23 protein-coding genes are annotated in these 22932 nt (G+C 68.6%); 21 read left to right on the forward strand and 2 right to left on the reverse strand.

Going from position 1 to position 22932, the window contains the following annotated elements:
• Window positions 1-365: 365 nt before the first annotated feature.
• Both L942_RS24500 and L942_RS24505 read left to right on the forward strand, forming a co-directional pair.
• Window positions 366-1232, forward strand: a complete 867-nt coding sequence (locus L942_RS24500) for a helix-turn-helix domain-containing protein (protein WP_037364662.1) — start codon at window positions 366-368, stop codon at window positions 1230-1232.
• 1 nt (window position 1233) lies between these two features.
• Window positions 1234-1590: a DUF397 domain-containing protein gene (locus L942_RS24505; protein ID WP_037364664.1), complete on the forward strand. Its 357-nt coding sequence runs from the start codon at window positions 1234-1236 to the stop codon at window positions 1588-1590.
• Window positions 1591-1807: 217 nt separating this feature from the next.
• Here L942_RS24505 and L942_RS24510 read toward each other — a convergent pair whose 3' ends face one another.
• Window positions 1808-3283, reverse strand: coding sequence for a helix-turn-helix domain-containing protein (locus tag L942_RS24510; RefSeq protein ID WP_037364667.1), 1476 nt, complete (start codon window positions 3281-3283; stop codon window positions 1808-1810).
• Between the two features lie 1642 nt (window positions 3284-4925).
• Here L942_RS24510 and L942_RS44785 point away from each other — a divergent pair.
• The 3 genes from L942_RS44785 to L942_RS24525 are packed head-to-tail and all read left to right on the forward strand — an operon-like array spanning window position 4926 to window position 7100.
• Entirely contained in the window at window positions 4926-5084 is a 159-nt protein-coding gene (locus L942_RS44785) for a hypothetical protein (RefSeq protein WP_162472751.1), read from the forward strand.
• A 13-nt stretch (window positions 5085-5097) separates the two neighbouring features.
• Complete coding sequence (locus L942_RS24520) at window positions 5098-6321, forward strand: JmjC domain-containing protein (RefSeq protein ID WP_037364670.1); 1224 nt, start codon at window positions 5098-5100, stop codon at window positions 6319-6321.
• The gene (locus tag L942_RS24525) at window positions 6243-7100 is read left to right on the forward strand and encodes an aldo/keto reductase (RefSeq protein ID WP_037364673.1); all 858 of its coding nucleotides are present in this window, start codon (window positions 6243-6245) and stop codon (window positions 7098-7100) included. Before L942_RS24520 ends, L942_RS24525 begins: the two co-directional genes overlap by 79 nt.
• A gap of 11 nt (window positions 7101-7111) precedes the next feature.
• Here the strand turns inward: L942_RS24525 and L942_RS24530 are convergent, their stop codons facing one another.
• Window positions 7112-7975, reverse strand: a complete 864-nt coding sequence (locus L942_RS24530; protein ID WP_037364944.1) for a phosphotransferase — start codon at window positions 7973-7975, stop codon at window positions 7112-7114.
• 474 nt (window positions 7976-8449) lie between these two features.
• Here L942_RS24530 and L942_RS24535 point away from each other — a divergent pair, with 474 nt between their 5' ends.
• The 16 genes from L942_RS24535 (at window position 8450) to L942_RS24610 (ending at window position 22377) form a co-directional block, all read left to right on the forward strand.
• Window positions 8450-8953: an NUDIX domain-containing protein gene (locus tag L942_RS24535; protein WP_158684531.1), complete on the forward strand. Its 504-nt coding sequence runs from the start codon at window positions 8450-8452 to the stop codon at window positions 8951-8953.
• A 285-nt stretch (window positions 8954-9238) separates the two neighbouring features.
• Entirely contained in the window at window positions 9239-9679 is a 441-nt protein-coding gene (locus L942_RS24540) for a winged helix-turn-helix transcriptional regulator (RefSeq protein WP_037364676.1), read from the forward strand.
• Between the two features lie 263 nt (window positions 9680-9942).
• Window positions 9943-10707, forward strand: coding sequence for a methyltransferase (locus tag L942_RS24545; RefSeq protein WP_235079378.1), 765 nt, complete (start codon window positions 9943-9945; stop codon window positions 10705-10707).
• Window positions 10708-10782: 75 nt separating this feature from the next.
• The gene (locus tag L942_RS44430; protein WP_158684532.1) at window positions 10783-11349 is read left to right on the forward strand and encodes a hypothetical protein; all 567 of its coding nucleotides are present in this window, start codon (window positions 10783-10785) and stop codon (window positions 11347-11349) included.
• Between the two features lie 554 nt (window positions 11350-11903).
• A complete protein-coding gene (locus L942_RS24555; RefSeq protein ID WP_235079379.1) occupies window positions 11904-12284 on the forward strand; it encodes a hypothetical protein in 381 nt (126 codons plus the stop codon).
• 100 nt (window positions 12285-12384) lie between these two features.
• Window positions 12385-13083, forward strand: coding sequence for an SAF domain-containing protein (locus tag L942_RS24560; protein ID WP_037364681.1), 699 nt, complete (start codon window positions 12385-12387; stop codon window positions 13081-13083).
• Window positions 13084-13122: 39 nt separating this feature from the next.
• Window positions 13123-13950, forward strand: coding sequence for a hypothetical protein (locus L942_RS24565; protein WP_037364683.1), 828 nt, complete (start codon window positions 13123-13125; stop codon window positions 13948-13950).
• Between the two features lie 101 nt (window positions 13951-14051).
• Window positions 14052-15473 (forward strand): CpaF family protein, encoded by a 1422-nt coding sequence (locus L942_RS24570; protein ID WP_235079381.1) that lies wholly within the window; start codon window positions 14052-14054, stop codon window positions 15471-15473.
• Window positions 15470-16411: a type II secretion system F family protein gene (locus L942_RS24575; RefSeq protein ID WP_037364688.1), complete on the forward strand. Its 942-nt coding sequence runs from the start codon at window positions 15470-15472 to the stop codon at window positions 16409-16411. Before L942_RS24570 ends, L942_RS24575 begins: the two co-directional genes overlap by 4 nt.
• The gene (locus L942_RS24580) at window positions 16408-17313 is read left to right on the forward strand and encodes a hypothetical protein (protein ID WP_037364690.1); all 906 of its coding nucleotides are present in this window, start codon (window positions 16408-16410) and stop codon (window positions 17311-17313) included. Before L942_RS24575 ends, L942_RS24580 begins: the two co-directional genes overlap by 4 nt.
• Before the next feature lie 70 nt (window positions 17314-17383).
• The gene (locus L942_RS24585; protein WP_037364692.1) at window positions 17384-17653 is read left to right on the forward strand and encodes a hypothetical protein; all 270 of its coding nucleotides are present in this window, start codon (window positions 17384-17386) and stop codon (window positions 17651-17653) included.
• A 48-nt stretch (window positions 17654-17701) separates the two neighbouring features.
• Window positions 17702-18145, forward strand: a complete 444-nt coding sequence (locus L942_RS24590; protein WP_037364695.1) for a hypothetical protein — start codon at window positions 17702-17704, stop codon at window positions 18143-18145.
• Entirely contained in the window at window positions 18142-18558 is a 417-nt protein-coding gene (locus tag L942_RS24595) for a TadE/TadG family type IV pilus assembly protein (protein WP_037364696.1), read from the forward strand. Before L942_RS24590 ends, L942_RS24595 begins: the two co-directional genes overlap by 4 nt.
• On the forward strand, window positions 18555-19010 hold the full coding sequence (locus L942_RS24600) for a TadE family protein (RefSeq protein WP_037364698.1): 456 nt from the start codon (window positions 18555-18557) through the stop codon (window positions 19008-19010). Before L942_RS24595 ends, L942_RS24600 begins: the two co-directional genes overlap by 4 nt.
• Window positions 19007-19420 carry a hypothetical protein gene (locus tag L942_RS24605; protein ID WP_037364700.1) on the forward strand — a complete coding sequence of 138 codons (414 nt, stop codon included), beginning with the start codon at window positions 19007-19009 and terminating at the stop codon, window positions 19418-19420. Before L942_RS24600 ends, L942_RS24605 begins: the two co-directional genes overlap by 4 nt.
• Complete coding sequence (locus tag L942_RS24610; protein WP_051166207.1) at window positions 19417-22377, forward strand: LysM peptidoglycan-binding domain-containing protein; 2961 nt, start codon at window positions 19417-19419, stop codon at window positions 22375-22377. The genes L942_RS24605 and L942_RS24610 overlap by 4 nt, the downstream gene beginning before the upstream one ends.
• Window positions 22378-22932: the final 555 nt, after the last annotated feature.

The raw sequence follows: 22932 nt of genomic DNA on the forward strand, positions 1-22932 counted from the left end.
TCGTCGGCCGGCGAAGTCCCGGCACGCTGCCACCCACTGACCGGGCTTGCGTCGCGTCCACCACATGATCCCTCCCCGCTGCTCGGCCCGGCCTGTGGGCCGGGGTCGCTGGCTGGTACCGGCGGGGTCGGACCAGGTCGGGGACTGGCCCGACCCCGCCGGGGCTCTTGGGTGCCGGGAAGGCACACCGCGGTTGCTGGCCGCGTTATGGCGTCCTCCCGGCGGGGTACCGTTCATTGTCGGCACCACTGTAACCTACCTTGTATATATACAACAGCCCATACGCTAACTGGGTGGACCTGCCGTCATCTGCACGACCTGGTGCCACACTGTGTGCAACCTGGCTGACATACAGGAGGACATCAGTGGCCGACCACCGCTCAGACCCGTCCGCGCTGCGCTTCCTGATCGGCCACGACCTACGCACCGCGCGCGAGCGGGCCAGCCTGAAACAGACCGAGGCCGCCAAGGTGCTCAGCTGCAGCCAGGCGAAGATCAACTATCTGGAGACCGGCAAGACGCAGCAGAAGCCCGACGAGGTCACCGAGCTGTTGCGCGCCTATGGCGCGGATGTGGAGCATGTCGACCGCATGTCGTCCCTGGCTGGACGGGCTGATCAGGGCACCTGGTGGGCGCCCTTTGGTGACGTGCTACCCAACTGGTTCAAGACCTTCGTCGGCCTGGAAGGGCTTGCCGCCGCCGAGTTCGCCTATGAGTCTCTGCTGCTGCCCGGTCAACTTCAGACAGCTGACTACGCGGCAGGTCTGTTGGTAGGCAACCTCCGCGTCGCGCCGATGGACGCCCCGCAAGTCGTCCGCGCTCGCTTGGCCCACCAGCGACTCGCCGATGACACCAAACCCCTGCGGTTCCGCGCCGTCATCGAGGAGTACGTCCTCGATCGCATTGTCGGTAGCCCGCAGGTCATGCGAGCACAACTGGAACATCTGCTCGCCCTGATGCAACGCGACAACGTGGAGCTTCACGTCATGCCTGTCAGCGTCGCCGTCCATGACGGGCTCGATGGGGATTTCCTCCTGCTGGACTTCGATGAGGCTCAGAGCATCGGCTACATCGAGTACCCCACCGGCGCCATCTACGTTCAGGATCAAGATCAAGTCGGCGCGTATACTTTGTCGGCGGACCGGTTGTGCGCCGCCGCGTTGTCGGCGTCCGAGTCGGCCGATGCGATCGCCGCGCGCATCGAGATCTTGACAACGAGTTCGGAGGACTGAGATGACCACCGCCGACCGCCTCGCGTGGCGGACCTCCAGCCGCAGCAGCAACGGCGAAAACTGCGTCGAGGTCGCCCCAGCCGCCGAGGGCGTGGTCATCCGGCACAGCAAGTGCCCCGCTGCTGGCACGATCCCCTTCCCCTTCCCCGCCTGGGCGGCATTCGTGCGCGAAGCTCGCGATGGTCTCGCCAGCACAAACGGCGTCGCCACCATCACCATGATCGGCACCGACACCCTCGTCAGGTCCCTCATCACCGATGTCGAACTGCGCTTCGATGAAGGAGAGTGGTCCGCGTTCGTCGCCGGAGCCGCCGACGGCGAGTTCGACTTCACCGGCAACCTCGCCGCCGCAAGCTGACCGGCCAGCGCGCGAACGAGAGACCGTTCATTCGGGCCGCCGAGCTGCTGCCCGTCACACGCCCCGAACTCGCCGCAGTCGTCCAGAAGGGCGAACGCGTCACCGGCGACCTGATCGACTTCCTCAACCAGCTTGAGCGACGCCGCCGACACGCGGACTCCCCGGGCGGGCCACCACGGCAGCGCTGCGGCGACGACACTGCGCCTGTGACGTGCGACTAGCGACCTAGGACCTGGGCGCGGAAGCGCCAGGAACGATCGAGGATGCAGGCGCCAGGCGATGCCATTGGCTCTCGCGTAAGGAGTCTTGTCACGTTCTCTTCTGTGAATGGGACACCCTCGGATACCGAGGTCGACTCAGCTGCCGTGATAAGAACGCCCTCTGCATTGACCCGCACGGAATCGCCAAACAGCTCATCGAAGATGTCATCGTCCATGACGACCACAGTGAGGACCGTTGCGGTCAACGTGAGGGTGTCAAGTCCGATTCCTAGACAGTAGACGGCTACCCGGCCATTTTCCCGGGCTGCTTGCAAATCTCGATACAGGGACCAGTTGTCGTAGTCAAGCGGCTCACCCGAGCTTCCGTCTCGCTCGGGCTCACCGAGCAGTTCCTCGGAGAACTCGCGGACCATGCTGCGCCACAGGTCGAAGTCGTTTTTCGTGTCCCACGATGCTACCGACGAGGGCTGGAATTCCCCTGCCGGTATGAGACCGTAAATTCCGGCCGCGGTGGCAACCTTCGCAGGATCGCGCCAGTGCAATAGAAATGTAGCCTTGCCCGTGTTTCGCTGCCGCCGGAGCGTAAGCGTTTCGATTGCGGGCATAACGGGTCGCCGGTGCAAGTCGAAGGGATCACCGATCAGGCTACGTAACGGAAGCTCCGACCAATCTGCGCGGGGCGTCGTCCGATCCGGTGCCTGCGCTGACGCAAGTTCGTGAGCAATGGCTTCGGACAGGTCTAGCTTGTCGAAATAGGTGGCAAGCCCGAACGTCATCCGCTCGTGTCCGGGGCTTAGATCGACGTCGAGGAGCCGGTAGCTCACGCGGTTCTCAAAGAGTGATGGCGGGTCGAGATACCGAATGGCCGATGTGTAGCGCTCGAACCGGCGACCTGGAGCGCGCAGCGGCAATGCCTGGTCTGCTTCCGGCTCGGTGCCCGTCACGATGATCGGGACTCGGCCGTCCGACCATCCGAGTTGGATGTTCTCAAGCCGTACCGGCGCTGGCGGCATCCATTCCCGCTTGGCGATGAACGGCGCCTTGCCGATCCGGGCTTCTGGTTGGTACAGGGTTGCTGCGGCCTCGGCCAGCTCCCGCCGCCGGCTGTTGAGCTCGCGGCGGATACGGCACCATTGCTCTTGGCTGACTGCCACCGGGTCTACTTCGTTGACGAGCGTCGACGTCGAGGGCGGCGAGACTGGGTGAAGCAGTTCCTTGGAGAGACCGAGTCGCGCGGGCGCGATGCCAAGCTGATTGATGACTCGGAGAAACGTGTCCAGGTCCCGGACTTGGCGTCGGCCACTCTCGATCTTGGAGACGTAGGACTGGTCCATGTTCAGGATCTGGGCAAGGTCCGCCTGGCTGACCCCGTGTTCGTTCCGGTAGTCCTTCAAGACTTCGGCGAGCAAGCCCGTGTTCAGTTCGACCTCCGTCGTGCTCCTCGGCGAGAGCCAGGAGTGGTCATCATGCACGGGGCGGGAGTCCCTTCGCTAGAAATTCGTTCAGGTACCGACGCCTCTGCGCGGGGTCGTGACCTGGGCTTATGCCCGGCCGTCATGTTATGACACGGATAGGACTACTTGGCCTTGGACTGGACGCTGGCGAGCGGGCGAAAGTAGTGGCATGAGCACGAAAAAGCCTCGCGGTGGCGGAACACTGCGACGCGCACGCCACGACATCCGCTCCGCCAGGAGGCCCGCCGTCCTCGTGCGCCGCGCTGAAGTCCCACACTCCGCTCGATCTTAGGACCCGCCTGGTGGCGCGGCCACTAGCACAGTGGCTTGGCTACGTCGCCGGCAGGAACCCAAGCCGCACGGACTGCACCGCATCTTCGCTGCTCAGAGGCTATTTGCGAGCAGTTTCAGCCTGATCGTCGCCTGTAGAAAGTGCGCGAACCACGAAGACCACCCGGGCAATGCCGGGGCATACGGAGAGTAGGTGGGCCTGATGACCGTGCGACTGGCGAGATCTCACGAGCCTGCGCCGCGCTCCTGGCGTCGGCTGTGCGTTGGCGGGATCGGGTTCGACGACCTGCTGGCCGACCCGGCGCTTTCCCCTGCGCCCCCCTCGGGCCGGTCAGCTCCCTGCGATGGCCCCGACGGCCCACGCTCAGTAGTCGTTGGGGCCATCGCCTCTTCCTGGGGAGGCGTCCTGGTCGCGTTGGGCCTTCCCGCAGCGCTTCAAACCGCCGCAACGCCACCAGGGCTCGATCGCAGCGGTCCCGGAGTTGCCGCAGTTGACCTCCGGGACCGCTGCGGACGACGCGAGGCGGAACTGAACATGGACGCAGTCACGGACGAGGAACGTTCGCGCACCGACGCGATGCGTCAAGCCACAGCCGCCGGATTCGAGCAGATTCAGAACCCAAGTTACCCGGGTCTGTACTACGAAGGCCACCGCGGCGCTGTAGTCGACACGTACTCGGTCACCTCGATGACGGTCGCCACGTCAGCTCGATGGAGAACCATCGACTACTTCGAGGAGGGGTCGGCGGCGGTGCCCCTGTGGCGGCACTTCGGCGCAGTCGGGGAAGTCATCAGCGCAGTACTAGAGCTGCCTCCGGACGGCGAGCCTGGCGCACCGACGCGAGCGCATAGGTCAGCGTCGGATCTCGTCCGACCGTCACCCGGCCGCTGATTGCCGAACAGCAGGCGGTGAGTGATGGCAAAGGAGGCAGAGACCACGTCTGGCCCGGAGTACTACACGGCGACGTGCTTCACCGATTGCCACAGGGATATGTCCACTGGCTCCGAGCAGCAGACGAGACTTACGCGCTGGCTGTCTGCGGCCGGGTTTGCATACTCCGCCAGCCTTCCCCGGAATCGAGGCAATGTGGCGAATGCTGGCCATCGCCTGCGCCACGGCGGGGAATCTCCTCGCCAACGACGCGTCCACACTTACCGAAGCGGACACCGGGCCCAGTGCCCCCACTGCGCGGACGGCGCAGCAAGCCGGATTCTGGGTGGTTCGACTGAATCCGACGCGGCAGAGATGTCGACCCACTCCGCCGAGGAGCAACCGCTGCGGCGGCTGGCCCGGCGTCCAGTGGCCGAGTCTTCACGCCAACAATCGTTGGCGTGCAGCACAAATAACCGGAGAGAAGGGAACATTTCCGTGGAACAGAACAACAATGGTCTGGTTGTGGCGGTGGAGCAGTTGTCTCTCGTGCGTGGGCGTATGGACGCCGTGCACTCGGATGGCGCCCAGGACGCAGGAGGCGACGGCCACGGCGACGCGGGCGGCGACGGGCTGAACATCCCCGAGTCGTCCTGACCGAGAGGTGACAATGGATCACGAATTGGTCCGGTCGGTCGAGAAGGCGTTGGGGTGGAACGGTCCGAGCGCGCTTGGCGTCGAGTTTGCCCGGGGCAGCATGGCCGACGTCGGGTTGTGCTCGCGGTTGTTGACGCCCCAGCATTTGCTGGACGTCATCATGCGGCGCAGCTTGGCACCGCCGCAATTCCGGTGCTTTGAGCACGGCACGGAGCTGCATCCTGATGCCTACCTCACGCAGCAGGTGACGCGACGTGGGCAGTCGTTGCCGATGGCCAACATGGATCGGCTGGGGCAGCTGTTGCAGTCGGGCTGCACGGTTGTACTCGACGCGCTGGATGCCTTCGATCCGACGATGGAGCTCGTGTGCCGCGCCCTGCAGTGGTGGTCGAGGGAGGTGGTGCAGGTCAACACCTATCTGACCACTAATGACGCAGCCGGGTTCTCACTGCATTGGGACGATCACGACGTCGTGATCGTCCAGATTGCGGGCGAGAAGTCCTGGGAAGTGCGTGGCGCTTCCCGGCTGGCGCCGATGTACCGGGACGCCGAGGCCAACACCGCGCCGAGCGAGAACATCGTTTGGTCGGGGACCATGCGTGCGGGCGATGTCATGCACATTCCGCGTGGCTACTGGCACCAGGCGACCCGCGCCGATCGAGGTGAGGGCTACAGCCTCCATCTCACGTTCGGGTTCGTGAAGCGCACGGGCGTGGACTGGTTGACGTGGGTCGCTGATCGCAGCCGCGAGCGCGAGCCGTTCCGTCATGACCTTGACCGATGGAATGGGCCGTGCGCGGCGACGGGACAGCAAGACAGTCTCGTCGCGGAGGTCCGACAGCTCGTGGCGGACTATCCGATCGGTGACTACCTTGCCGCTCGGGAGCAGGAGCGACGTCCGCCACGGCAGGTGGCCACGCGCAGTGTGTTTGGCCCGCCAAGGGCCGTGCTGTGCGTGGCCGGCTTTCCACCTCATGTGGAGCGCCAGGGCGAGACGATCGAAGTACGCGCAGCGGAGAAGAAGTTCACTTTTGGCAGCAACGCAGGCCCGGTGCTGGCGTACCTGCTGTCTGGGCATCCGGTTGGCATCGCCGATGTGACGGCTGCAACCGGTGTGGACGCGGCGGCGATCGCCGAGCCATTGTTGGAGGAGGGCGTGTGTGCCGAGCTGACCGAGGCGTTGTCCTCGGCCTGCACCGGTCTGGTCCCGACCGGGACCTGCTCGAACACGCCCTGAGCCTCGGTGTACGCGGCATCGATACCGCGTACAACTACCAGGGCTTCACGACGCACCGGGCGCTCGCGCGGACCGCTGCTGACCTGCTCGGGGACTTCACCCTGTCTACCAAGGTCGGGTACTTCCTCAGCGACACCGGCGAGCGCCCGGTGCATTCGCTTGACCCCGCCCGCCTGCGGGCGGCGGTCGAGCGATCCGCCGACGATCTGAGCCGCATTCCAGACGTGGTGTTCCTTCACAACCCGGAAGTCACCCTGTCAGAGCTCGATCCCACGGAGTCCTACGACAGGTTGGCCGCCGCTTGCGCGACGCTGAGCGAGGCGAGCCGGTCCGGATTGTGCGGCGCGTGGGGCATCGCCACGTGGGATCCTCGTCCTGTCGCGGCCGCCGTCGAACATCGCGTCTCCGACATTCAGCCGCACGTGGTCCTGCTGCGGGCAGGATTGTCAGTGGCAGCACCGATTCTCAGCGTAGGCGAGAGTCTGTGTCGCACGATGGGCGTCAACACGCAGCACCGCTGGGGAATGAGCCCCTTTGCCGGCAGCATGGCTGATCCGGCATGGGGTGTCGTTGATTTACGCGCTTTTCTGGCAAGCGATCAAGACTGGTCCACGCCACAAGCGGCGTTCCGTCTGGCCTATGAGTTGCCGAGCGTCGCACGGATTGCGGTTGGAACTAGCAACCCGGCGCACCTACGCGAACTCGTCGCGGCGACCGCCATGCGTCTCAATTCCGCAGCGCTCGTCAGATATCGGGAACTGATCAACGAGGCGCCGTGATGATTGACCGGTCATCGCTGGAGATCGGCGACGATAGCGGCTGCCTTACCGGTGACGAGGTCCCGCATTTCGCTAGGAAGCAACGAGTCCCTGAGAATCTTCGCGCAGCAGAACAGCGCCATGAGCTTGCCCGGCCGCGACTCCAGATCAGCGCGTCGCTCCTGCCAGACTCGCTCGGCAAGCCCGGGGATCCCCAACGAACTGGCCCACAGATTCGCCGAGTCCAGCCCGCGCGGGGCCATCCCCCAATCTTCCCAATCGATGATCCAGCATCCAGGCCACGTCACGTTCGCCCAGCCCAGATCCGCGTGCGCGGGCGTCCACGGCTCAGTGAGCGTCGTATCGACCTGCCCAGGGAAAGCGCGCTCGATCTCCTGCGTCACCAGCGCCTGTGTGATCACCTCGGTGTCCGGGGTAGCGATCCGGGTCGTGCGCTGGCCGGCGAGAGCGTCCAGCGAGGCGTTGAACGTGGCCCACCACGTCTCGGACAACGACACATCGCGCATCATCCGCCGCTGAAGGGCCGCATCGGAGACGAACTCGACCTCATCAGCACGCCAGAACGCCTGAGAGTCGGGTGCGTACCAACTCAGCGCCGCGTACCAAGCAGGCTTCGCGATGTCGCTCAGCAGACTCGCGGCCTCCATGCCGTCCGCCACCTGCCCATGCGCAACGATCTTGGCCAGAGGACGGGCTTCGATCCGCACCCACGTGCCCCGATCACTGCGAGCGCCAACCGAACGCCGCTTGCGCGCCACCGTCGCGCGATCAAGCGTCACACGGAGCCCGGCCTCGACGCGGGTCAGCACGTCATCCACAGACTCTTTGCGCAGGTCACGAGGCCGGACAGGGGAACCGAGTGTGACGTCGACCATGCTGTTCAAGGTATCAGCCTGCGTGATCATGGTCGTGTCGCCATTGGCTCCGCGACGATGATCAACCAGCAACCTCGTTGCACAGGGTGATTACTTCGGCTCACTCAGGTCGTAGCAGTTGCCGTCAATCGGGCGATCGTCCTGACATGATCGGTACCGCGAATGCCTTGGCGGGTGCGCTATGCGCTCCGGTGACTACCGCGTCACCACCTCGCTGTGACGAGTTGCTGATCGGATGTGACCCGCAGTACCTGGCCTGGGTGCCAAGTCGCGCAGGATATGCCGTCACCGGTAACCGCTTCATGGTGGTGGGTAAGGCCGGGTTCGACACGGATGCACAGACCTGGTAGGACGTGCCCCCAGACGGGTGACGGCGAGCCGCGGTTATCCGGACTGGAAGGCTTCGTCGTCGCGTCGAGGGGGTGTTGTCGTGCGGAGCACGACATCGAAGTCGGGAAGGCAACGACGAGCGAGGTGCGCGAGATGAGTGATGGTCGACGCGCTGCCGGGCCGATCGCGGAGTTGACCACGGTGGTTTACGCGCATGCAGTGATCGCTCGTCTGCTCGGCGAAGAGTTCGTGCTGACGCTGCGGCACCGCGAGCAGCGGTGGCACATGCTGCCTGGCGGTGCGATCCATTCCGGGGAGACCGTCTGCGGTGGCCTGCGCGCGCGTCTGCGTGAAGTACTGGGTGCCGAGGTAGGCGATCTCGCCTTCCACACCGCGATCGAGGACGAACCGCGGCCCGAGGGGAACCACGTCAACCTGGTGTTCGACACCTCGCTGGTGGGTGCCGACGATGTCGAGGTCGTCAGCCGCAGCGATCTGTGGGAAGCCGTGTGGATCCGGTGGGATGACATCCCGGGCACTGACCTCTACCCGTCGCTGGTGCGGCGACGCCTTCCGGCGGGCACGCTCCGTGATGAAGCCTGGTGGCCGCCCGAGCTCAGTTCGGCCCCCGGCGATGGCGAAGGCTGACTTCAGCGCTGGTAGCGCACTCGCGCCCAGATCAACTACTGAGCGTTAACGCGCGGTCATCATGTCGGCCTCGTCTGTAGGATTTGGACACACAAGATGATGATGCGGGTTTGTGACCGACGCCGGTAGCGTGGATGGTTCACCTGTCTCCGCACGTTAAGGGGAATGTGCGATGCGACCGGGCGTGGGGGTGCTGAACACCGACGATCTTGGTGTTCGACGCGGTCATCGCGGCCCCGCTGGCGGCTAGGAATCCGGCGTTGGCGGGCGATCAGGGGAGGGCTGATGCGCGCTAACGACTGGACGCTGGCGGTCGACACGTACAACATAGGCAAGCTGTTCCACGGCAATTGGGATCTGGCGGTGCTCGCGTTGCTGCGAGACGGCCCTCGCCGCCCACGCGATCTCGCGCGCATGGCGGCTGAGTGGCCGTTCCGCGATCGTTGGAACGGCACGAAGGCCACCCTCAGCCCCAGCCGAATCACCGAGGCGTTGCGTGTGCTCACCGAGGAAGGCTTGGTGCACCGAACTGCGCTGTCTGAGGGCTGGGATCGCTCGGTCGAGTACGGGCTGACCGAAGCCGGCGCCGAGTTGCTGCCCGTGCTGGAGAGCATGCAGGCATGGCTGCGCCGCCATGCGGATCTGTTCGAGAACGCCGACGGCTCCCCGCGACACCGCCGCGCAGGGAAGACCCGCTCCGCCCAACGCCGACGAGCCTCAACGTAACGGAACGCGCACGGGCTTACTCCACTTGCCGGAAACTTGACCACGCTCTGTGATCGACGTTACTCCAGACGGGTGGAATTTCCCGTTGACCGGCGCGTCGGTGAACGGGGCGCGGCTGGAAGTTGCTCACGAGACCGCGTAGACATGTGGTAATTGATCACATCTGCAGGTCAGAGCGTCGGGAGGTGGAGAAATGTCGAGGTTCGCAAGATCGGCGGCGGAACGACTCGGACTTGTGGCTCCGGTTCACAAGGTGCTATCCGATGCGGACCAGCAAGCTCCGGCCCGGCACGCCGGATGCGGGGGCACCGGCCTTCCGGGGGCCGGTTTCCCCGATCTTCTTCTTGGCGATCGCTGGCCCCTGTGCGCTCACTCTGGAGGTGCTCGTGGTCTCGATGGTGCCGTGGGCAGTCGGAGCCGTAGGTCTGATGGCCGGGCCAGCGTTGGTGAGGATCGCCGAGCGGGCGGTCGGCTCGCCGCTTACGGCCCCGGGTCTCGCGCGCGCGGTGATGCCCGCCGTGGTGTCGACGGTGACCGCGGTGCTGTGTTGGGCGGGGTGGTTCCGGTTCGGCGTGACTCCGATCTGGCTCGCGTGGTGCTGGGCCTGCGCGCTGGGATGCGGACTCGTGCTCACCGACCTGCGTTGTCGGCGACTGCCGTTTCCGCTTGTGGCGGCCTTCGCGGGCGGAGGCGTGATCGCCTTGTTCGGCGCCGCGGCGCTCGAGGAGCGTTGGTCGCAGCTCGGTTTCGCCTGCGGCGCGGCGGTGGTGGTGTTCGCGCTGGCCGCGCTGGTGCAGGCGTGGGCACCCAACCACACGGGAGGTGGGGACACCGCCCTGTACGGGGCGCTCGCGTTGTACCTGGGCTGGTTCGGCTTGGAGGGGCTGCTGCGGGGACTCCTGATGGTCAGCGGGCTCACCGCGGTGGTCGCGCTCGTGGTGGCGGTTTGCTCCAGACGCATGAATTCGCGGTTCCCCGCCGGGCCGCCGCTGCTGGCCGGTGCCTTGGTCAGCATGCTGGTGGCGTAGCTGGCTAACTGCGTGCAGCCGGGGCCGGAAGGTCGGCTCGGACATCAATACCGGAAGACAGGGAAGGTACTTGTGATGATCGTCGGCACCCGTCGTTGGTCCCAGCTCGTTGCCCTGGCAGGCGCGGCTCTGGCGCCCATGCTGGTGGCGAGCTGTAGCGGTGGGGATGCTCCGGCGCCGGCGTCGTCACCCAACCCGTCGGCTCCATCGCAGACTCCCTCGGCACCGAGTGCGTCCGGGCAGGACCAGCGGCAGGCGGTCGAGGCCGCCTACACCCAGTTCTGGCCCCGGACTATGCATGCTGACGACAACCCGGAAGACACCTGGCACGACGCGGTGGCCGCGGTTGCGACTGATCCCCAGCTCACTACGACGCTCAACGCGATGCGCTATCAAAAGCAGGCTGGCATCAAGATCTACGGCGATGTCACCGCTCGAATCGTGTCGGTCGACGTTACTCGAGACACCGCGAAGGTGGTCGACTGCCAGGACGCTTCCCGCACCGGTCAGGCAGACGCCAAGACCGGTGACCGGAAAACCGTTGGTGTACCGCGGAATCCGGTCAACGCATCGTTGAAGCGCGACACCAGCGACGGCCAGTGGAAAGTCGCCCAGGTCTCCTTCCCCGGAGGGACATGCTGATGCTGGGGCGTAGAAGTGGGCCGATCACCTCCTTGGTAGCCGTGTCAGTCGTTGCTGGGTCGATGGCTGTGTCGCCTTCACCCGCGATGGCAGAGGATCCGCCGAACGACGACGGCCAGGTCATCGTCGTACCGGGCGACGGGTCGGGCCGCTATGCGCCGCCCCAGATCGACATGCAGGCGTTGGACAGGCGGGGGCAGGCTCCGGTCCGGCCTGGTGGCCCACAACCCGGTCAGGACCGGCAGGTCGGAGTTGACGGGACTGCGGATTCCCCGAGTGGCATCCCACCCGGGTGTTTTATCGGCGGGTTCGGCGTTGGTGCTCCACCGGGTGGTGGCCGTCCTGGTGGGAGTGCGTTCGGGATGCGCTGTCTTCCGCCTCTTCCGGCTAACGCGCCGCCAGCGGCGCCGGCTGCTCCACCGCTTCCGACTCCGGCGGAGCTGGCCGCGCAGGCGTTCGAGCAGTTGCGGTTGCCGTTGCCGGTGCCGCGGCATTCGCCGGATGTGCGGTTGCCGGATGGGCGGGACGCCACGATCGTCGGGGAGAACACGTGGGTGTGGACCGACCGCAGTGTCTGGCATCCGGCGGTGCAGCGGGTGCAGGTCGGCCCGGTCTGGGCCGAGGTGACCGCCACTCCGACGGGCATGACCTTCACCTCGGGCACCGGTGGCTCGATGTCGTGTTCGGGTCCGGGCACGCCGTATGACCGCTCGTACGGATTGCATGCCGCCAGTCCGGATTGCGGCTTCGTCTACACGCGCTCGTCGGTCGGGCAACCGAACGACCAGGCCAGCGCGGAGTGGGCGATCCAATGGCAGGTGAGTTGGGTCGGCTCGGACGGCACGGCCGAGGTCGGTGGTGATTTCCCGCAGATGAGCTCACGAGCGGCGGCCACGTTCGCGGTTGCGGAGGTGCAGGCATTACGAGCGAATTAGCGCACCGAGAGTTGTCATAAACGCATTCTGCGAAGTTCTGATTCTCGCATTTTGTGGACATAAGGAAACCGCATTTCTGGAATGGGGAAGGAGTACCCCGGTGGGTAGTGCTGTGTCTTTTTCCCGGCCGCCGCAGCAGCGCAGCAGCGACTCGGTCGTCACTGACCAGGCCGAGGATGGTGATGGTCCGCGGGTGCCGCGGCGGCGCCGCTGGTGGCTGCTGGCCGTCGCGGTGGTGCTGGCTGCCGTGGTCGCGTACGGCAACTACGCGCTGATCGCGGGCCAGGACGAGCGGGTCGACGTGTTGGTGCTGACCCGGGACGTGGGCTGGGGCCAGCGGATCGGCGAAGGCGATCTCGGCGTGGCCAAGGCGGTGCCAGACCAGCCCCTGGCTTCCATCTCCGCCAACGACCGCGCCGCGGTGGTCGGCCAGGTCGTGCGCTCGACGCTGCCCGCGGGCACCATGCTCGCGCCCGGCCAGCTCACCGCGCAGCCGGTTCCCGGGCCAGGCGAGCGCCTGGTCGGGCTGCAGGTCAAGCCGGGGCACCTACCCGCCCGCGGGTTGGCGCCCGGAGATCTGGTCCAGGTCAGCCCGGTCGCGGGCGGCACCGGCACCGACGCGGGCCAAGCCTCCGCGAGCACGGCCGGGCCGTTCCGCGCGCGGGTGCTGGGTGTCGGCCTGCCGGACTCCACCGGCGCGGTCACGGTCGATGTCCTGGTCGGCGCCGACGCCGCCCAGGCCGCAAGCAGCGCCGCCGCGGGTCAGGTGGTCCTGGTCCAGCTCGGTCCCGGCGCCTAGAAGCAACTGCTGTCTGGAAGGGCGGTGAGGGTGTTGGCAATGATCACGATCGTCTCCGGTAAGGGGGCGCCCGGCGCGACCACGACGCTGGCTGCGCTGGCAGCGGCCTGGCCCGCGCCGGTGCTGCTGGCCGACTGCGATCCCGGTGGGGGTGACCTCGCGGCCGGCTGGTTGGGCCAGTGGGTGGTGGACGGCACGATCCGCACCGATCTCGGTGTGCTGTCGCACGCCACGGCGACCCGGCATGCGACTGCGGGCGATCCGGCCACGCTGCTCGACCACGTGCAGCAGGTTCCTCCGGCCCGTCACGTCGGGTTGCTGGCCGGGTTGAGTGCGCCGGGCCAGCACGCCGCGGTCGGCACCGCCGGGTGGACACGGCTGACCGCGGCGCTGGCCGCGTTCAAAACCGCGACCGGTGTTCCGGCCGACGCACTGGTCGACGTCGGCCGCTACAGCGCGCTCACCCCGTGGCCACTACTGCTCGCCGCCGACTTGGTGTTGGTGGCGGTGCGCCCAACCCAGCGGCACGTCCTGGCCGCGCGCCCGCTGCTGGCCGAACTCGCCGAGCGGATCGTGCCGCAACGGCTCGGTTTGGCGGTGTGCGCCACGACCCCGGCGGGCAGCCGGGAGGTTCGCGCTGCGCTCGGCCGGGAGGCGGGTGTGCAGGTTGCTGCGGATGCGCGGGCCGCGGCGGTGTTCTCCGACGGCCTCGACGCCGGTGCACTTCCGCGCCGTTCGCCGTTGCTGCGCAACGTGCGCCGCGCGGCGCGCCGCTTGCATGGCACCTACCACAACTACACCCCCGCGGAACTGCGCGCTCCGGCGCCGCCCGCCTCGGCGAGCGTGCTCACCGGAGGTGCCCGATGACGTTGCCGCACAACGGTCACCGCCTCGCCGGTCCCACGACCTACCCACGTCCGACCAACATGGCGCCGCCGCCCGTCCGTGCCGCAGGGGCAGGGCCAGTGGTGCCGCCAGCGCTCGCAGTACGGCAGGACGGCGCTGCGGGCGGGTTACTGGACCCGCAGTCCGTGCGGGCGATCCGGGAGTCGGTCGCCGCCCGCCTGGAGCGCGTTGCTGCCGGGGAGACACATCTGGATGTGCCGCTGTCGGCCGAAGAGCAGCAGGCCCGGATGCGCGCCTACGTGACCGAGGAAGTCACCGCGTGGGTGCAGCGCCGTGCCGCCGCAGGGCAAGCGCCGCTGCCGGTCGAGGACGAACAGCGGCTCGTGCGGGCTGTGGTGGCCGCGTTGTCTGGGCTGGGTGCGTTGGAGGAGCTGCTGGAGCGCGACGAGGTGGAGAACATCCACGTGCACGGCTGCAACAACGTCATGCTGGAGTTGGCCGACGGCTCGGTCGAACGGTGGCCGCATCCGGTCGCCGACACCGACGCCGAGCTGATCGAGATGCTCGCGGCGATGTTCGCCCGCCAAGGCCAAACCAGCCGGGAGTTTAACGCCGGTCGCCCGCTGGGGAACCTGCGGATCCCTGCCGGTGGCCCACTGGGCGCTCGCGTCGCCGCGGTGATTGAGGTCAGCGACCGGCCGCGGGTGGCGATCCGCCGCCACCGCCTGGTCGACGTCGGCTTGGACGACCTCGTGACCAACGGCACCCTCGACCCGCTGCTCGCCTCGTTCCTGCGTTCGGCAGTCCTGGCGGGCTGCAACATCATCGTCGACGGCGGCCCCGCCGCCGGGAAGACGACCTTGTTGCGCGCGTTGTGCAGCGAGATCCCCGCCTCCGAGCATGTGGTCACGGTTGAGGAGGAGTACGAACTCGGCCTGCACATCGGCCCCCGTCCGTTGGTGACCCCGCTGGAAGCCCGCCCAGCTAACTCGGAGGGCGTCGGCGAGATCACCTTGGATGACCTGCTCAAGCAGACGCTGCGGCACTCACCGAGCCGAGTGATCGTCGGCGAGGTCCGCGGCGGTGAAGTCACCGCCATGCTCCGCGCGCTCGGGAACGGGGCCACCGGCGGCATGTGCACCCTGCACGCCACCTCCGCCTCCGCGGTGTTCGACCGAATCGGCGCACTCGGGCAGCTCGCCGATCCACCGTTGGCCATCGAGGCCGCGCACCAGTGGACCGCCTCGGCCATCGACCTCGTCGTCCACGTCGCCCGCACCGACCACGACCACCCGGGCGGGCGGCGCCGGGAACGGTTCGTCGCCGAGGTGATCGAGGTCGGTCCGGTCGGCGATTCCGGGCGCCCGGACATCACCCGGATCTTCGGCCCGCGCGCCGAGGATGGGCGCGCCGTCCCGGCCTACGCGCCCAGCCGCGACCTGCTGGAGCGGCTGGAGCGCCACGGTTTCGACCGCACCGGACTCGACACCACCGGTTCCGGTACCTGGCACACCGCTGGTTTCCCGGACGGAGGTATGCGATGACGACCGTGTGGCCGGGGCTGCTCGGCATCGTTGCCGTGGCGGCGGTCACCTGTGCGGTCGCCGCGTTCCTTCCTCCCGCCGAGCGGCGGCCAGGTGAGTCCGCTCGAGGATCCACGCCGCGGCATGCGTCGAGCTGGCAGGCACTCGCCGCGCGGCTGCCGCTGCGGCGCGTGCTGGTCGCGGTGGCCGCGGGTGGGCTGGTGTGGTGGGCCACGAGCTGGCCGGTCGCCGCGGTCCTGGTCGCGGCCGGGGTGGTGACCGTGCCGATCCTGGCGCGCGGACACGACGCGCAGCAGCTCATTGCGCGGCTCGACGCGCTGGCAAGCTGGGTGCGGCGCCTGGCCGACGTGCTGGCCTCCGGCGCCGGTGGCCTGGAGCAGGCGATCGCCAGCTCGGCCCGTACCTCCCCCGAGGCCCTGGCCACCGAGGTGGAGACCCTGGCCGTGCGGGTGCGCACCCGCGGCCTGGAGCCCGCCTTGCGGGCGTTCGCTGAGGACGTCGGTGACGAAGCCGCCGACGAAGTGGCCCTTGCACTAATCTTGCGCGCCCGTGCGGGAGGACGCGGCCTGGTCGACATCCTCGACGCCAAAGCCCGTGCACTGGAGGCCGAGGTGGTCGCGCGTCGCGACATCGAAGCTGACCGCGCGAAACCCCGCACCGATGTCCGCGCGATCCTCGGCATCACCGCGGTCATGGTGGCCGGGCTAGTGTTGTTCGCCCGCGAGTTCCTGACTCCGTTCAACGGACTGCTCGGTCAGCTCGTGATGGCTGGCATCGGTGGTCTGCTGAGTGCGGCGGGGTGGTGGATGCACATCCTGACCCGTACACGCCGTCCCGCTCGGCTGCTCGGCGCGGCCTCCCGCACCCCCGTCGGCGCACTAAAACCGAAACGGCGGCTGGCCGCGGTCTCCCAACCCGAGGAGGTGGTGCCGCGATGAGTTCCGGTCTCACTGCCGCCGCGCTCGGCGCACTCGCCGGGATCGCGGTCGTGTGTGTGATCCTGGCGCTGGTCCGCCCGGCTCCGCTCAACGTGGCCGCCGCGGTCGCCGAGCTGGACGACCGCGCCGCTCGTCACGCCGAGGGTGCTCCACCGAGAAGCCGGTGGTCGACCCGGCTGGAGCGTCTCGCCGGCCACTCGGCTCGGTCATCGAGCCGTTGGTGGGGCATCCCCACTGCCGACCTCGACGTCCTCGACCAGACTCCCGAGCGCTACCTCGCCCGCCGCCTGGCCTGGGCCGGAGGCGCCACCGCGGGTGTCCTCGCGATCGCGGGGTTGGCGTGGTTCGGCGGCATCGGTCTTCCCATCACCGTGGCGGTGCTGGCAGCGGTGGTCGCCGCGCTGGCGGGGTCGCTGGTGCCGATGCTGGCGGTGCGGGAAGACGCTACCCGGGCACGGGAGGAGTTCCGCCGGGCCACCGCCGCCTACCTCGACCTGGTCGCCCAGGAACGGGCAACCGGACGCGCCCCGAGCCAAGCCCTCGCCGAAGCCGCCGCCGTGGCGGACTCCTGGGTGTTCGCCCGGATTAGCCGCACGCTCGGCCGGGCGATGCGCGCCGGACACACCCCGTGGGAAGCCTTGTCCCGGTTGGGAAAGCGAATGGGCGTGGTCGAACTTGCCGACCTGGCCGACATCCTCGCCACCGCCGCTGACGGCGCAGCCATCTACACCACCCTGATTGCCAAAGCTGGTGCGCTGCGTTCCGCCGCGCTGGCCGGTGACAAGGCCGACGCCAACGCGCGCTCCCAACGCCTCGCTCTGCCGGTGGCGCTGCTGCTGGTCGCGTTCCTGCTGCTGGCGATATTCCCGGCGCTCATCCGCCTGTTGACCGGGGGCACCTAGCCGGAGCCACCGCAAGAGAATCGTTGCGGGACAACGCATTCCCGCCACTCAGCGAAGGAGTTGACCTCGGATGACCAACACCATCCACGACATCGTCACCAGGGCGCGCCAACACTACGTGCGCCTGGGACTCGTGCTGACCGGCCTGGTGCTCGCCTGCGCCAGTGCCCTCGACAACCGGTGGGCGCGGATCCGGGCGTCCGGGGACCGGGGATCCGAATCCGTGGAGAAGGCCGTGCTGGTGGCCATCGGCCTGGCTGTGGCAGTCGGACTGGGGTTCGCCATCCGTGCCCTCGTCACCCAACTTCAAGGCCAGCTCAAACCTCCCACGCAGCCGTGATCACCCGAGCCCGGTCTCGTAACGGAGTCAACAAACGGAGGAACCAGGATGGCTACGACTGAGGAGATCGAACGTCGTGTCGCCGAGGCCGACGCCGCCCGCAGCGCGAAGCGATCCGCTGCCGCACAACGGATCGGCGAACTCGCCCAGCGCCGGACCGCGGTCGCAGAGCAACTGCGCGACATCGAGCGGGAACTCGGCGAGGCGCTCGCCGAGGCCACCGACGTCATCGGGATCGACGAGCTGGCGCGGTTTACCGACGTCCCGGCCGCGGATCTCACCCAATGGCTGGGCAGCCGGAAATCCAGCCGCCCCCAGCGAAAGAAGCCGAAGCCGACCGGCGGCACTTTGGGTGCGAAGAGCACTATAAGCCGGGGACCGTCCACAGGAGACGGACAGGCGGCGGACCAGGCATCCGTCAGGCGCGAACCTTCCGTGTCCCGTGGCGGCTCGGCGAGCGCGCCCGAGCCGGTTACCGCGGAGGTGGGGTGACGGTGTCCCGCCGTCTGGGTGAGGACACCGGGTCGGAATCGGTAGGGCTTGCCGTGCTGTTTCCCGTTGTCCTGCTGCTGATCCTCTCGGCGGTGCAGGGCGGGTTGTGGTGGTACGCGCACGCCGTCGCTGCCCAGGCAGCGCAGGCCGGAGTCGACGCCGGTCGCCCGGTCGGTGCCACCAAGATCACCGCGGTCGATGCCGCGCGCTCGTTCACCACCCGAGCCGGAAGCGGCGTACTCACTGCCCCCGAGGTGCAGGCGGCAGTCACGGCGGAGACCGTCCGGGTCACTGTCGCGGGCACCGCCCCTCGTCTGCTTCCGATTCCGGGCTTGGATTTTCGCGTCGAAGCCAATGCGCAGGCGAGCAAGGAGCGGTTCACCGTGCCGCTGGCCGCCGGGAGTGGCTCGTGAACCACAAAACCCGCTTCCGTCGACGTGGCGTCCGGTCGCGGCGGTGGAGTGATGCGGGCTCGGTCAGCGTCGAGGCTGCCGTGCTCGTGCCCGCCGTGCTCTTCGTCGGGCTGCTGATCGTCGCGGGCGCCCGCACCTCCTCGGCCCAGCAGGCGGTCGACAACGCCGCCACCGCCGCCGCGCGTGCCGCCTCGATCGCTCGCGGCCCGGCCGCGGCACAGCAGGCCGGAGCGGCGGTTGCCCGCGAACGGCTGGCGCGCGAGGGCATCACCTGCCGCGAGTCCAGCGTGTCCGTCGACGCCAGCCAGATTGCGGTCGGCCGCACCGGGCAGGTCCGGGCCAGCGTGACCTGCCGCGTTCCGCTCAGCGATCTCGCCCTCCCTGTCCCTGGCGACACCCGAGTCACCGGTGCCTTCACCAGCCCGGTCGACCCGTATCGAGGCGTCCCATGACTGCCCGAGCGACGCCGCGCGATGCCGGGTCGGTCAGTGTGATGGTCGCGGTCCTGGTGCCCGCGCTGCTGCTGGTGTTCGCGTTGGTGGTCGACGGCTCCGCGCGGCTGCGAGCGATCTCCCGCGCCGACGCGGTCGCGGCCGAGGCCGCCCGCGCGGCCAACACCGCTGTGGACACCCGCAGCCCGAGCGTCGGGGTCGACACCGCGACCGCAGCCCGCACCGCGGCCGACTATCTCACCCGCGCCGGACACCCCGGCCAGGTCACCATCACCGGACCCCGAGCAGTGCGGGTGACGGTCACGGTCACCGAGCCCACCACGATCGGCTTGCTCGGCGGCAGCGCGCAGGCCACCGGCACCGCGCTGGCCCAGCTCGGTGTCGGCACCCGAGACGGCGGCCTGCCGTGACCTCCCCGGCTGCCCAGCGGCTGCGCGGCATGCTTGCCGCGCTGGCGCTACTCGCCTTTATCGTCGGGATCCCTTGCGGACTCCTTGCACTCGGCGCCGATCCCGGCCGGCTGATTCCTGACCGCTGGCCAGATTCGGCTCCGATCAGCCAGTGGCCCGAGCGGATCTGGAACACCCTGCGGTGGGCGTGGATCACCGGCGACCTCGTCGTCGCCCTGGTGGTCGTCGTGGCGTGGGTGGGCTGGCTGCTGCTCACCCTGTCCGTCACGGCCGAAGTGATCCGCCAGACCCGGCGTGGCGTCCGTACCGCTCGTGGTGTGCTGGCCCGGGTTCCGAGCGGCCAGTGGATCGCCGGACTCGTCGCCGCAGCCCTCGTGCTGATCTCGTCGGGCACCGCCTCCGCCCTGCCCGCCACCGGAAGTCCCATCGTGGCGACCGCCCCGCACCGGCCTCCACATCAGACTTACGCCACCGCCGAGTCGGTATCGGAGCAGGCAGACTTGCCGGCACAGCCCCAGCCGAGCCGGAGCTGGGTGGACCCGTCCGCACGGCCGGACTGCCCCCGCATCACGGTGCACGAGGGAGACACGGTGTGGGGGCTGGCCGAGCACCACCTCGGCGACGGCCGCCGCTACCACGAAATCGAACGCCTCAACGCCGACCACATCCCCAACGCCCACAAGCTGTATCCGCACGATGTGCTGCTCCTGCCACCGGATGCGGTGAACTTGCCCGCGGATGCCCTGGATGCCGGGGCGAGCTTGCGGACCGTGCCGGTGAAGCCCGGCGACACCCTCTCCGCCATCGCCGGTCGCGAACTCGGCGACGCCGATGCCTGGCCCGCGCTGTTCGAAGCCAACCGCGGGCTCCCACAATCCGACGGGCGCGTCCTGCGCAACCCCGACCAGCTCCTGCCCGGCTGGCAGATCCACCTCCCCGCCGCAGCACCAACCTCCGCCGCACCGGGACCACCGCCAGCGCCACCCAGTCCGACCCCACCTCCGCCCGCGCCGCCGAGCAGCTCACCCACAGCGCCAGCGCCACCCACCAGCTCCCCGAGCCCCGGGCACGACCAGGGCACCCAGGCCGGCCAGAACACCCCGGTGCAGCTTCCCGGCGGTGGGCTGGTCGGGCTCGGCCTGGCGCTGAGCGTTGCGATCCTGCTCGTCCTCGCACGGCGGCGGCGGCGCGCTCGCCGCACCCCGACCGGCCGACTCACGCCAGCAGATCACCGCCCGGGGCCGCCTGATCCCGTGCAGCCCGGCTCGGTGGTCGCCACCCTCGATCACGCCGCGCAGCGCGCCCTATACCGCCACGGCACCGACCCGGACGAAGACGAGCACGATCGCCACGATGCCCTCGCCCGCAGCATCGAGGTCGGCACCCTCGCGGCGGGGCGGCGACGGGTCTGGCCGCCGCCCGCGCCGGGCCTGACCGCTCACACCGGCACCAGCGCCCAGGTGCTGGACCTGGCGGCCATGGCCGGGCTCACGCTGACCGGCTCCGGTGCCGTGTCCGCCGCCCGCGCCGTGCTGGCCACCGTGCTGGCCGTCGACGCGCGCTACCCGGCCCACGCGCTGCTGGCCGACCCCGCCACCGCTGAGCTGATCGCCGGAGGCGCTGACCTGGCCGCGCTGCAGCAGACCCCGGGCGTCGAGGTCACCGACTGCGAGACCGCGGCGCTGGCGCGGCTACGCACCGAGCTCGCCCGCCGTACCCGGCTGCGCGACGACGACCAGCTCGACGCCGACCTCCACGGCGAAGAAGGCCCCCAGGAGCGGCTCGGCGAGAGCGCGGAGCTGGTGCCGCTGCTGTTGGTAGCAGCCCGCCCGTCTCCGCAGTATCGGCGGGAATGGGCCACGATCGGCGACGAAGGCCGCGCGGTCGGCATCCACGCCCTGCTCCTGGGTGACGACCAGCTTCACGAGGCCGGCGACTTCACGCAGCTGACCCTCGACGCCGACGGCACCATCGCCGCCGCGCACGGCCCCGGCACTGAATGGGTGGCCGGAGCACGCGCCGAAACCCTTACCCCGGCCGAAGCAGGCGAGATCTGGCACCTGCTGGCCGCCGCCCGCACACCTGCGCCCCGCCAACCCCACGACGACACCACCCGGGACGACTACTCGAAGGCGGACGACGCTCACGGCGACCGCGGCGCGGACTCCGATGCCGCTGCCAGTGCCCCGTACGACAAGGGACACGCCACGACAGCGTACGAGGATCAACCGGCTGTGGTGGTGCAGTTGCTCGGCGGTGTGCGCGTGCACGCCTGCGGCAGCCATGTCCGTGGGCTGCGTGCCCGAGCCCGGGAAATCCTGGCCTACCTCGCCGCCCACCAGCACGGCACCACCGCGGACACGCTGCGCGAGGCCGTCCTGCCCGACCAGCCCGCCGCGCGCCTGCACGAGGCCATCTCCTACGCCCGATCGGCCCTGCGGAAAGCCACCGGCGAGAACGAAGCGGTGTTCGTGGTCGCCGAATCCGGTCGCTACCGCCTCGACCCCGAGATCATCACCGCCGACGTGTGGACCGTGGAAGACAGCCTCACCCGCGCCCGCACCACCAGCGACGCCGGCACCCGCCTGGACGCTCTACGCCGCCTCGTCCGCGTGTGCCGTGCCGGAGCACCGCTTCAGGGCGCACCATACTCGTGGGCCGAACCCGTGGCCGAGCACTGGCGCAGCCACACCGTCGACGCCCTGGTCGCCCTCGCCGGCGAGGTCCGCGAGACCAACCCCGACGAGGCGCTCGACGCGCTCGCCGTCGCCACCACCTGGGACCCCTACACCGAAGCCCTCTACCGGCGCACCATCGCCCTGCAACGCGACCTCGGCCGCCTCGACGCCGCCCACACCACCTACCGGCGCCTGCAAGCCAATCTCCGCGATATCGACCTCGAACCCGATCCCGACACCACCGCGCTGCTCGATAAAGCACCTGTCCCGCAGCGATAAATCGGCCGCTTCCGCTCTACATAAAGGTGTGCTCCACTCCGGTCCAGACCACAACGAAGGACCCAAACGCCGACAACCAGGCCCCGCAATGAGTAAGCACACGTTCCGTCGACACAATCACATGAAACCGCACCGGCGGACGAAAAGGGCTCACGCGCCCGCAATTCACCTCATTGCAACGAGGCCAGGTTTTCCGGCGGCCAGCTGCACCCGCAGGAGCCCATTCGAGGGCGGTGCAGCCGCGAAGGGGCGGTGTCGGTGGGGGGTCATCCGGGACGTCGTCCGGGACGTCGAAGGCACGTCATCTTAAGGATGACCCCCCCACCGACCCCCTTGCACTCCACAACACCGCAGCTCAGCCCGCCTTGCGCCATGAGGCCGACGAGCCAGACTGGTCACGATAACCACTCCGTATGGACCTCTCACCTGACATGCTGCTCACCTCCCTGCGGCTTTCGCCGTTGTTTTGTGTCGCATAATGCGACACAAAACAATTCCGCCGAAAAATGGCGGAATTGTGCGGCCATTCCTGCTGTCCACCCGCCTCCTATGCGC

The sequence above is a fragment of the Amycolatopsis orientalis DSM 43388 genome, assembly GCF_000411975.1.
Taxonomy (GTDB): Bacteria; Actinomycetota; Actinomycetes; order Mycobacteriales; family Pseudonocardiaceae; genus Amycolatopsis; species Amycolatopsis orientalis_D.

Excerpts from the sequence above, each read along its gene's own strand:
- L942_RS44430 (WP_158684532.1), top strand. The coding sequence starts at position 10,783 with ATGATCGTCGGCACCCGTCGTTGGTCCCAGCTCGTTGCCCTGGCAGGC.
- L942_RS24545 (WP_235079378.1), top strand. The coding sequence starts at position 9,943 with ATGCGGACCAGCAAGCTCCGGCCCGGCACGCCGGATGCGGGGGCACCG.
- L942_RS24575 (WP_037364688.1), top strand. The coding sequence starts at position 15,470 with ATGACGACCGTGTGGCCGGGGCTGCTCGGCATCGTTGCCGTGGCGGCG.
- L942_RS24505 (WP_037364664.1), top strand. The coding sequence starts at position 1,234 with ATGACCACCGCCGACCGCCTCGCGTGGCGGACCTCCAGCCGCAGCAGC.
- L942_RS24585 (WP_037364692.1), top strand. The coding sequence starts at position 17,384 with ATGACCAACACCATCCACGACATCGTCACCAGGGCGCGCCAACACTAC.
- L942_RS24540 (WP_037364676.1), top strand. The coding sequence starts at position 9,239 with ATGCGCGCTAACGACTGGACGCTGGCGGTCGACACGTACAACATAGGC.
- L942_RS24590 (WP_037364695.1), top strand. The coding sequence starts at position 17,702 with ATGGCTACGACTGAGGAGATCGAACGTCGTGTCGCCGAGGCCGACGCC.
- L942_RS24530 (WP_037364944.1), bottom strand. The coding sequence starts at position 7,975 with ATGGTCGACGTCACACTCGGTTCCCCTGTCCGGCCTCGTGACCTGCGC.
- L942_RS24605 (WP_037364700.1), top strand. The coding sequence starts at position 19,007 with ATGACTGCCCGAGCGACGCCGCGCGATGCCGGGTCGGTCAGTGTGATG.
- L942_RS24565 (WP_037364683.1), top strand. The coding sequence starts at position 13,123 with ATGATCACGATCGTCTCCGGTAAGGGGGCGCCCGGCGCGACCACGACG.
- L942_RS24520 (WP_037364670.1), top strand. The coding sequence starts at position 5,098 with ATGGATCACGAATTGGTCCGGTCGGTCGAGAAGGCGTTGGGGTGGAAC.
- L942_RS24580 (WP_037364690.1), top strand. The coding sequence starts at position 16,408 with ATGAGTTCCGGTCTCACTGCCGCCGCGCTCGGCGCACTCGCCGGGATC.